Raw genomic sequence first — 9,967 nt, forward strand, 5'->3', positions numbered from 1 at the left:
CGATGCTCGGTGGCCTCGTAGAGGAACACGAAGGAGTACGACAGCCCGACCAGCGACCCGCACCCCACGCTCATCACCCGGACCCACATCGGGCCCGGGATCAGCACCAGCAACACGACCGCGATCGGCACCAGCTGCGCGAGCAACCGCAGCAGATGGCGCAGCGGCCAGGTGCGGCAGGTGAGGTCGTGGAGCACCCACTCCCGATACGCCGAAGGCAGCCGGCCGCCGGCGGCATACCACAACCAGCGCAGCGGACCGGGCCGTCGCCGCGACGCCTCGGAGCTGCCTCGTGAGTCCGGGCTGTGCCTGCTGGGTTCCGACGTCATGTCGGTGCTCCGGTCCCCGGAGGACTCAACCGCTCCGGCGTGGACTTCCGTCGAGGACGACGCAAGCCTGACCGCCCACGTGCACCACGCCCCCGACCCCGCCAGATTACGCCCCAGCGGGGATTCGCGGGCCCCTGTCCTCGAGACGCCCGCTCCGGCAGGGACACGCCATCCTGCCTGCTCAGGACCCACGAACAGGACAACTCGACCGGCGCCCTCATGATCGCTGGACAGGCCGTTTGCGGACTAGGATGGGTTCGTGGCGCAGCGGCTGGACACCGACCGGTTGGTGTTGCGGCCGTGGCGTGTCGAGGACGCCGCGGACGCGCTGGGTATCTACGGGCACGGCGAGGTTGCACGCTGGCTGAGCCCGGCGATGGGCCATGTCCCGGACCTGGCGGCGATGCGGTTGCTGCTGGCGCAGTGGATCGAGCAGGACGCCGGGCTGGCGGTGCCCGCGGGCCGGTGGGCGATCGAGCGGCGCAGCGATGGGCGGCTGCTGGGTGGGGCGATCCTGCTGCCGCTGCCACCGGGCGAGGAGGACCTCGAGATCGGGTGGCAGCTGCACCCGCGGGTGTGGGGTCACGGCTACGCCGGCGAGACCACGCACGCCCTGGCGGACTGGGCGTTCAGCCAGGACGTCGACGAGATCTTCGCGGTCGTCCGACCGGGCAACACCCGCGCCGCGGCGACAGCGCGCCGCAACGGCATGGAATGGGTCGGGGAGACAAGCAAGTACTACGGGCTCACCCTCCAGGTGTTCCGGCTGCGCCCCGCCGACGCCGCGACGGCCCCGCTGCTCCCGAACCTCACTGCCGAGTGAATCCCGCCCTGCGCGGGCCACGCCCAGAGCCTCCCCCTCCGGCCCGCTCCGTCAGTCGACCGGCCGACGGAGCGGCAGCAAGGTCATCCGAATCGAGACCGCAGTGAGCCCGGTGCGCAGGGCGATCAGCTCCCGGGCCGGGGTGGACCGGCTGCGCGTACACCTACTGGTCGATCGCTTCGTGCGACACCCGGCAAGCCTGGCCGCTCGGGTGGTCGATGGGTGACCGGCCAGCGATCGAGGCGGTGGATCCGCCACCACGCGGCTGTCGGTACACGACCGCCCGTAGCCGCGGCGAGCCCTCGACCAGGTGGTTTCCCTTGACGGTGCATGGCGGCATGGCAACGCTGACGTTGTGGACCAAGCTGAGGCTGAGGAGTACGACGGCGGAGGCGACGTCCTGCAGGACATGCCGGAAGGTGGGCTGTTGGCGCTCGGCGGCCAGGAGCTGCTCGACAGGGCCCCCGACGAGGTCGGCCGCTACGTCGACGAGCGCTATCCGTGGGACGGCCGCGGTGACGTGCCGGCCGAGCGGGTCTCCGCCTGGCGCGGCGTGCTGTGGCAGCTGGCCGAACCGGCTCGCGAAGTGCTCGCAGTGTCGTGACCGATCGGCTTCCGGCCCGGATCGCCCCGATGTTGGCCACGCTCGGTCCGGTGCAGGAGGGCGAGGGCTGGGCGTATGAGTTCAAGTGGGACGGGGTCCGGGCGGTCACCGCCGTGACCGGTGATGAGTTGCGGGTGCAGAGCCGTAACGACAAGCCGATGGTCGAGATCTATCTCGAGCTCGGTGAACTGCGTGGCCTCGTCGACCAGCCGGTGGTGCTGGACGGTGAGGTGGTCGCCCTGGACGGGGCGGGCCGGCCGGACTTCGGGCTGCTGCAGTCGCGGATGGGGCGCCACTCCCCGGACGAGGAGCTGATGCGTGCCGCGCCGGTCCTGTACTACGTGTTCGATGTGCTGCACCTCGACGGCGAGGACCTCACCCGAGTCCCCTATCGGGACCGGCGCGAGGCCCTGGACGGCCTCAAGCTCGACGGCCGGTCGGTGAAGGTGCCGCCGTGGTTCGTCGACGTCGAGGGCGCCACGGTCCAGGCCGCGGCGGCCGAGCACGGCCTCGAGGGCGTCGTCGCCAAGCGGATCTCCTCCCGCTACGAGCCGGGCAAGCGCTCGCGGAGCTGGATCAAGACACCACTGCGGAAGAACACCGAAGTGATCGTCGGCGGCTGGGCGGCAGGTCAGGGCCGCCGGGCTGGGACACTTGGCGCGCTGCTCCTGGGCGTGCCGTCCGAGGGCGGGCTGCGGTTCATCGGCAACGTGGGTACCGGGTTCACCGACGCCATGCTCGCCGATCTGTTCAATCGGCTCGCCGAGCTCAAGCAGCCGGCCAGTCCGTTCGCCGAGCCGGTGCCGCGGGAGTTCGCCCGCCAGGCCCACTGGGTCGCACCCGAGCTCGTCGCTGAGGTCGAGTACCGGTCGATCTCCCGGGACGGCCGGTTACGGCATCCATCGTGGCGGGGACTACGGCCGGACAAGTCGCCGTCCGACCTCAGAACAGTGCTGTGATGAGAGTGAGCGCCCTCGAGCCTGGGCGGGCGTGCCGGCCCGTGCCCGCCACCGTCCAGCGGGTGGGCCACCGACGTGCGCTGGGCCACCACCGACCCGATCGCCTGCTCGCGTCCTAGAGTCGTGTGGGCGTAACCGGTTGTCGGGAGCGACCGGTCGCCCGGTGTGCCGGGAGTTGATGTGGCTGAGTCCGGGAATGGTCGATCGGCGGACCGGGGGACAGCGGCTGAGCGTGGTCCGACGAAGTCGTTGCTACGGTTGTCGATCGGTCGTCGTCCGCGTGACGTCCTGCGGGTCGTGATCGCGGGTGGGGTACTGACGCTGTGCTCGTTGCTGGCCCTGAACCCTGTGGTCAACCCCGTCGAAGTAGCGATCTTCGAGCAGGTCGGCAGCCTGCCTGCTGCGTCAGGTCCGGTGTGGGCGGGGTTGCTCTGGGTCGGAACCTGGGTCGGCATCGTCGGGGCCACCGCGGTGGCGCTCTATCTCAGACGGGTCCGCGCCGGGCTGCTCTGTGCGGGGGCCGGCGTCGTGACCTGGGTCCTGGCGCAGGTCGTGAACCGGGTCGTGGGCAACCGGCCGGTGCCGCCGTCGTTGTCGGGCGACGTTTTCCTGCGGCTTCCCGGCCCGGGCGGGTTCGGGTTCCCAGCCGTACAGGTGGCCGTGACGGCCGCGCTGGTGACGATCGCGGCGCCCTACCTTCCCCGCAAGCTGGCTTCTCTCGGGTGGGCCGTCACGATCGCAGTCGCGGTCGCCGAGGTCTACGAGGGGGCCTTGCCGCTCGGGGTGTTCGCCGGTGCGGTCCTGGGCTGGGGGGTCGGCGGCCTCTTTCATCTGTTCTGGGGTGCGCCGGGGCGTCGGACCTCGGTGGAGGCGGTGCACCTTGCGCTGGAGGAGGCCGGGCTGAATCCGGTGGAGGTGGTGGCGGTCGGGCGCCACGTGTTCGGGCCGCTGATCTTCCGCGTCGTGACCGAGAACGGCGAGACGCTGCGGGCCCGTGCCGTGCGGCAGCTGCACCGTCGTGCCGGGCCGTGGTACCGGCTACGCCAGTTGCTCGCCTCGGCCGACGTGCAGGATGTGCCACGGTTGTCGAGTACCCATCATGAGGCCGACCACGAAGCGTTCGTCACGCTCTGCGCGGAGCGGGCCGGGGTACGCACCCCCGCATTGGTGCTGTCCTGCGACATCGAACACGGTTCGCCCTTGCTGGTCCACCGCCAGGTCGAGGGCCACCGGCTCACGAAGATACCGATCGCGGACATCGACGACTCGTTGTTGGACGAGATATGGGCGCAGGTCGCAGCCCTGACCCGGGCCCGGATCGCGCACCACGACCTGCGGGCCGAGAACATCCTCGTCGACCCGGAGGGCCGTGCCTGGCTGCTCGACTTCACCTTCGGCCAGGCCGGAGCGAATCCCGCCCGCACCGACCAGGACGTTGCCGACGTGTTGGTGTCGCTGGCTTCACTGATCGGTGTCGAACGCACGGTGTGCAGCGCGCGTCGGGCACTGTCGGCCGACCAGCTCGAGGCGGCGCTGGTCTACCTCCAGCCGCTTGCGTTGCACCGCGGGATCCGCGAGCAGATCGACGACGGCCGGTACCTGTTCACCGAGCTGCGCGAGACCCTCGCCGACCAGATCGACCGGCCGATCCCGAACTTCCGCTCCCCGGTTCGGCCACGCACGATCGTGACCCTGCTGCTCGGCGGCGGCGCCGTGTACTTGCTGCTGCCCCAGTTGGCCAGCCTCCCCCAGGTAGTCGGTTCGCTGCGCGACGCGAACCTGTGGTGGCTCGCGGCGGCGGCGGCCTGCGGGCTGCTGGCGATCGGCATGTCGGCGCTGTCGATCCTGGGCTCCAGCCAGACCCCTCTACCGTTCTGGCGCACCGTCGCCGTCCAGGTCGCAGCGGCGTTCACCGGCCGCACCACCCCCGGCGGGGCCGGCTTCTTCGGGATCAACATCGCCTATCTGGAGCGGCTGGGTCTGCGACGCTCCCTCGCCGTCGGGGTGACCCTGCTGAGCCTGACCGGCACCAGTGCCGTCGCCGCCGTCGTGGGCCTGGTCGGCGTCTTCGGGATCGGAGCGTCGGGGACGCTGCGGGGGATCTCGATCCCCACCGGGTGGCCGGTGTTGGTGGGGGTGGCTGGTGCCCTCGTCGTGGTCGGCATCGTCGTCGGCTCCCCGTTGGGTCGCCGCAGGATCGTCCGCCCATCGATGCAGGTGGCACGGGAACTGTGGTGGACGGTGCGCCAACCGCTGCGTGCCGTTCAGCTGTTCGGCGGCGCGTTCGGCTATCTGGTGGTCTCCGGGCTCGGCCTGGCCGCGAGTCTCGCAGCGTTCGACCCGCACTTCCCGCTGATCCCGGTGCTCGTGGTCTTCATCGTCGGGCAGACCCTCGGCCACCTCGCGCCTACCCCTGGAGGCCTGGGCGCCGTCGAAGCACTCCTCGTCGCCGGGCTCACCGCTGTCGGCGTCGCCCCCGCAGCGGCTGTCGCAGCGGTCCTCACCTCGCGCCTGCTCACCTATTGGCTGCCGGTCGTGCCCGGAATCGGCATGTTCCGCTACCTGCAACACCACAACGTGTTCTGAATGCTTACCCAACGTCCAGGCCACCTACGGCGAGCGCCACCGCTCTGGTCAGTCCGGAACCAGGCGCAGGTATGTGACCGGTCTGGCGTACACGGTCGCGCACCGGCCGTGGACGAGCACGCTGAGAACGTCGAGCATCGCCCAGCAAAGGTCCTCCGGGGGGCTGTCGGAGTCGAGGTAGAGCACCCACCTCTCGCGTGAGGTGTCGAGTCTCGCAACGGTGTCGGGCATGGATATGTAGACGACGTGGAGCATGTAGCTGAGACCGCCGGCGAGTACCTCGGCGGCCGCCGGAGAGCTGATCACCATGATGTTCGCGTAGTGGGGAGCGCACCACGCAGCTCCCTTCGCGTTGCCGCGCGGCGCTGGTCGTCGCGAGGTCTGGACGCATCGTCAGCACTGTGCGAATGAACCGGGGCAGTGATCTGCCGCAGCTTGAAGAATCAGACATGATTCTTATCGGCGCTGGCGGACGAATGTTTCCGATTCGGGAGGTCCCTGACCGTGTGGCGTAGCGGTAAAACCGCGGGCTCTTCCCTTCTGACTGCGGGTGAGCGTCAGCCGTCTTCCGCTGGGCCATCTCGGTGACGTCGTGACGGAGCTGCTGACTTGGGCCACTCCAGCAGGGGTTCGTTCTGTCGGTCGGGGTCTGCTCTGTCCTCGCCTCCGGGTGAGTCGGCAACGCCTGCTCGGATCACCATGAGGATCGCGTCGCGCATCCGGTCCGAGAGGCGGTGCGTTCCGGGGGGAAGGAGGTGTGCGAGATCGCCACCGGCGGGTGTGACGGCCAACCCGACGGCCTGGGCTGCCGCGAGGACGACGGTCGTGATGTCGACCTCGAGTACTTGCGCGATGACCAACAGTGATGTCGGGTCCGGGAACTTCTTCTGCTGGACTCCGGAGCCGAGCTGCTGCCATCGGCCGCGACTCAGGGCGCGCCCGGACAGCTTCTCGAGGTCGGCATAGGACCACCCATGTGCTTCCATGCGCGACCGTATGAGCTGGTGGAGGGTCAGTGACGGCCCATCGGAGTTCATTGGGTCGATCAACTTTCCGCCTCGCTAGTCATCGTGCCTGCACAACTCGTCGGACGGCCGGCCCGGACGAGAAACCGTGTGGATCGCTGTCGCACCCCGAGGTGACGCTACTGCTGCTTGCCACTCTGTGTAGTGCGGCTTGACAGCATGGCCTGCGATGACGATTCTGTGACTTGTCAATCCGCAAGTGGCAGTGGTGGGCATGGAGGAGTAGTCGCCACCCTACCGGTAACGGCTGGTCACCTGAGTATCAGCTGAACGGGTCAGTTGGTCACCCGGTTGTGGTTGCCGTCCGGCGGCCCCGAGACGCTCTGTCAGTGGGCGGATCGATCGATCGACAGCGCCAGGTGTCTGACCGTCAACGAGCCACTTGCTTGCTGCACCAGCCGGGGTTCATTGCTCTCGTCACGGGCGAGCAAGAATCTGCTGAATTCATTGCGCGCTCCTTACCCGCATATACGTCGGCGGCACGCTCGAAGGTGATCCGCCTCGGGTGTCCGTGATGTGACGCGGCCCGCCGTATCGCGGTGCCGGGCATGAGCACGCTTCCACGACGTCCTGCTCGTCACGGAACCGAAGCCCGCTAGGGGAAGACAGCCCATGAAGGTCTCTACATACGTGGCGAGCGGAAAACATACGCGCACGGGCGCCGCGGTCGGTGGGGCGGTCGCGCTGCTCACAACGGTTCTCATGGTGGCGTTCGTGGGAACGGCCAGCGCCGCGACATCGGTGCCGCTGGGCACCGCAGCGAGTTTTGCGGTGCTGGCCGGCCAGTCCGTCACCAATACCGGTCCGTCGGTGATCTCTGGTGACCTCGGGGTCAGCCCGGGCTCCGCGGTGACGGGTTTCCCTCCGGGGTCGGTGAACAACGGTACGCCACATGCCGCTGATGCCGTTGCGGCGCAAGCGCAGTCGGACCTGACGAACGCGTACAACAACGCTGCGGGTCAGCCCTCGAGCGCCGCGGTGGCTGCGGAGCTCGGAGGGCAGACCCTGGTCGGGGGTGTCTACACCAACCCGACGGCCTTGGGCCTGACAGGGACCGTAACCCTGGACGGGCAGAACAACCCGGACGCGGTGTTCATCTTCCAGGCCGGATCCACGTTGATCACCGCGTCGAACAGCACCGTGGCGCTGATCAACGGCGCGAATGCGTGCAACGTGTTCTGGCAGGTCGGCAGCTCGGCGACGCTGGGCACGAACACCAACTTCGTCGGCACGATCCTGGCGTTGACCTCGATCTCCGTCCGGACCGGCACGACCGTCCAGGGGCGGGTGCTGGCCAGGAACGGGAGCGTCACCCTCCACTCCAATGTCATCAACCGGACCGGTTGCGCAGCGACCCCGGCCCCGACCACCACGACGGCGCCTCCGACCACGACGGTGACGGCGCCTCCGACCACGACGACGGCGCCCCCGACCACGACGGTGACGGCGCCTCCGACCACGACGACGACGGCACCTCCGACCACGACCAAGACGGCGCCTGGCGGTAATGGTGGTGGCGGCGGTGGCAACAACGGTGGCGGTGGCGGCAACGGCGGTGGCAACAACGGCGGTGGCGGCAACGGCGGTGGTGGCGGGAACGCCGGTGGCGGTGGCAACAACGGCGGTGGCGGCAACGGCGGTGGTGGCGGAAGCAACGGCGGAGGTGGCAACGGCGGTGGTGGCGGAAGCAACGGCGGTGGTGGCAACGGCGGTGGTGGCGGGAACGCCGGTGGTGGCGGAAACAACGGCGGTGGCGGCAACAACGGTGGCGGCAGTGGTAGCGGGAACGGAGCGGGCGATCACAGCGGATCCGGGTCGGCCACGACGACCACGTCGGCTACGAAGGCGCCGGCAGCACCCGGCGGCCTGGGCGGCTCGGGCGGCATCGGTGGCTCGGGTGGCACCGGCGGCCAAGGCGGCTCGGGTGGTTCGGGCTCGGGCAGTGGTGGTTCCGGTGGCGTGACGATCATCCCGCTCGGGCATCCGGAGACAGGCGCGGGCGGTGCATCGCACGCGGTCGACGAGGGGTTGATCGGGCTCGGTGGCCTCGCCCTCGCCGGTGCGGTCGTGACCACGGGTGTTGCGCTCCGCAGGCGTCGCCCGGCCGGCGTGGCCGGCGTCGTTCGGAGCGGGCGGGACGAGAGCGAATGACGTGGGTGTCGCCGCCCGGGTCACCGGGACCCGGGCCGCGACGGTGGTGGGTCGCCACGGTGGTCCTGCTGCTCATCGGCGCCGGCTTCGTGGTGGTGGGTGTCCGGGGCAACGACGACGCGTTGGTCGATCCGCCGGCATCACAGATCGCCGCGCCGACCATGACCACGGGGACGGCGTCCACACCGACGCCTGCGGTTCCGAGCGCGGCCCGATCGACACCGGTCGAGCTCCGCGTCCCGGCGATCGGGCTGGCCGTGGCGGTCTCCGCCCTCGGTCTCAACCCCGACCGGACCGTCGAAGTCCCGACGGACTTCCAGCGCCCGGGCTGGTTCCAGCTCGGTCCGTCGCCCGGCGAGCGGGGATCGGCGGTCATCCTGGGTCACGTCGACAGCTATCGCGGGCCGGCGGTGTTCTTCCGGCTCCGGACGCTGAAGAAGGGCGACGACGTGGAGGTGGCGCTTGCTGACGGCGCGGTCACGCACTTCGTGGTCACAGAGGTGGCGACATATCCCAAGAACGCGTTCCCGGCTCAGCAGGTCTATGGCCCGCACGGTTACAGCGCACTACAGCTGGTCACCTGCGGCGGGGAGTTCGACCGGGTCGCCCGTAGCTACCGCTCCAACGTGGTCGCCTTCACCTCCCTGGTCTCCACCACACCGGCGCCGGCAGAACCCGTCGCGGCGAGATGAAGACCCGAGCTTGGCAACCCACAGGACGTCATGCGTCGGCCACAGGGCTCTGGCCGACGGCCGGAACCACCTCGACGTGGTGGATGCTCGCGGGGATCGGGAAGACGGAATCCGACCACGCCGACGGCGGGCTCGTGGACGCGGGGGGCGACACCCGGCAACCCATCCGCGGCCCGTGGTCGGCCGGTGCGCCGGCGCCGGACGACCTGTCCGACACCGCGCAGCTCTCGGCGGCAGTCGCCCGCTGCAACCGGTCCAACATGTACGTCGCCGCGCTGCTGGCGTGGGCCCGCGCCTACCCGGCTCCGCGTCTACTCCCGCCTCCGCAGGGCTTGGCGCCCCTGGCTCCGTGCGACAGTGGCGCTGCGTCCGCCGCCGCTGCCGCGGCAGTCGACGAGCCACGTCTCGAGCCCGGCGCTTCCGGGCTCCAGCCGATGAGCCGGACCCACCGGCACGCGTTGGACGGCAATGCGGGGAACCCGCTGTGATCGTCGTATGGATCGTCGCGGGGATCGTCGGCTGGACGGCCGTTTCGGTTCCGGTCGCCATCGTCATCGGCCGGTCGATACGGATCGCCGAGAACACGCGTGCGGCCTCTCGGCATCGAGCCGCGGGACGACTGACCTATCGATGCGACCGATGCGGTCAGCGGGTGGACTACGCCGGTGAACAACTCACGGATGTGGACAGCCGGGTCCACGAACTCCGTTGTGCCGCCGGGCGAGGTGGCCGGCGGGGCGGACGAGCAGAGCGCCTGACTGATGGATCTCACCGAGCAGAGTGACCGGATGGTGATCG

Annotated in this window: 9 protein-coding genes; 7 read left to right on the plus strand and 2 right to left on the minus strand. The window is 69.8% G+C overall.

Annotated elements, in window-relative coordinates; translation table 11 throughout:
• Positions 1-329 (minus strand): DUF5313 family protein (locus JWR81_RS01860; RefSeq protein WP_297645880.1); only part of this gene is annotated, 329 nt, incomplete at its 3' end.
• A 259-nt stretch (positions 330-588) separates the two neighbouring features.
• Here JWR81_RS01860 and JWR81_RS01865 point away from each other — a divergent pair.
• From JWR81_RS01865 to JWR81_RS01880, 4 genes are all read left to right on the plus strand, one after another.
• Positions 589-1,152 carry a GNAT family N-acetyltransferase gene (locus tag JWR81_RS01865; protein ID WP_297645882.1) on the plus strand — a complete coding sequence of 188 codons (564 nt, stop codon included), beginning with the start codon at positions 589-591 and terminating at the stop codon, positions 1,150-1,152.
• Positions 1,153-1,507: 355 nt separating this feature from the next.
• The gene (locus JWR81_RS01870; protein WP_297645884.1) at positions 1,508-1,756 is read left to right on the plus strand and encodes a hypothetical protein; all 249 of its coding nucleotides are present in this window, start codon (positions 1,508-1,510) and stop codon (positions 1,754-1,756) included.
• A gap of 29 nt (positions 1,757-1,785) precedes the next feature.
• A complete protein-coding gene (ligD, locus tag JWR81_RS01875; RefSeq protein WP_297645886.1) occupies positions 1,786-2,715 on the plus strand; it encodes a non-homologous end-joining DNA ligase in 930 nt (309 codons plus the stop codon).
• A 297-nt stretch (positions 2,716-3,012) separates the two neighbouring features.
• Entirely contained in the window at positions 3,013-5,301 is a 2,289-nt protein-coding gene (locus tag JWR81_RS01880; protein ID WP_297645888.1) for a lysylphosphatidylglycerol synthase domain-containing protein, read from the plus strand.
• A 48-nt stretch (positions 5,302-5,349) separates the two neighbouring features.
• Here the strand turns inward: JWR81_RS01880 and JWR81_RS01885 are convergent, their stop codons facing one another.
• Positions 5,350-5,610: a hypothetical protein gene (locus tag JWR81_RS01885; RefSeq protein WP_297645890.1), complete on the minus strand. Its 261-nt coding sequence runs from the start codon at positions 5,608-5,610 to the stop codon at positions 5,350-5,352.
• A gap of 1,328 nt (positions 5,611-6,938) precedes the next feature.
• Between JWR81_RS01885 and JWR81_RS01890 the strand changes: the two genes are divergently transcribed.
• From JWR81_RS01890 to JWR81_RS01900, 3 genes are all read left to right on the plus strand, one after another.
• Positions 6,939-8,477: an ice-binding family protein gene (locus JWR81_RS01890; protein WP_297645892.1), complete on the plus strand. Its 1,539-nt coding sequence runs from the start codon at positions 6,939-6,941 to the stop codon at positions 8,475-8,477.
• A gap of 59 nt (positions 8,478-8,536) precedes the next feature.
• The gene (locus tag JWR81_RS01895) at positions 8,537-9,169 is read left to right on the plus strand and encodes a class F sortase (RefSeq protein WP_297645894.1); all 633 of its coding nucleotides are present in this window, start codon (positions 8,537-8,539) and stop codon (positions 9,167-9,169) included.
• 83 nt (positions 9,170-9,252) lie between these two features.
• Positions 9,253-9,657 (plus strand): hypothetical protein, encoded by a 405-nt coding sequence (locus JWR81_RS01900; RefSeq protein WP_297645895.1) that lies wholly within the window; start codon positions 9,253-9,255, stop codon positions 9,655-9,657.
• Positions 9,658-9,967: the final 310 nt, after the last annotated feature.

Source organism: Pseudonocardia sp., from assembly GCF_025965585.1.
Taxonomy (GTDB): Bacteria; Actinomycetota; Actinomycetes; order Mycobacteriales; family Pseudonocardiaceae; genus Pseudonocardia.